Here is a 328-nt window from a genome sequence, read left to right on the forward strand (position 1 = left end):
GCCCCGGCGGCGTGCACGTGATCGATGCCGGCCGGCTTGCGTGCGAGGTCCGACGCGGGCGCGGCCACGTACTCGGCGTATGCGCTGCCGTTGAAGCTGGGAAAACGCAGAAGACCGAAGACTTCATCACCTACGGCGAGGCCGTCCACGTCCGCGGCGACGGCCTCGACGACGCCCGACATGTCCGTCCCCGGAATCACCGGCAGGCTGACCGTCGATTCCGTCTCCCCGGGCATCGCGGTCAGCCCGCCGCGCAGGTACCAGTCCGGAGGATTGATGCCGATCGCGTGAACGCGAACGAGCACTTCGCCCGGCCCCGGCTCGGGAA

At 69.8% G+C, this 328-nt stretch carries 1 protein-coding gene; it reads right to left on the bottom strand.

Translation table 11 applies throughout. The features are described from left to right. Positions 1–328, bottom strand: a 328-nt coding sequence (locus tag KVT44_RS55855) for an alcohol dehydrogenase catalytic domain-containing protein (protein WP_217576932.1), incomplete at both ends; no start/stop codon positions are given.

Source organism: Streptomyces sp. GbtcB7, assembly GCF_019091445.1.
Classification (GTDB): domain Bacteria; phylum Actinomycetota; class Actinomycetes; order Streptomycetales; family Streptomycetaceae; genus Streptomyces; species Streptomyces mirabilis.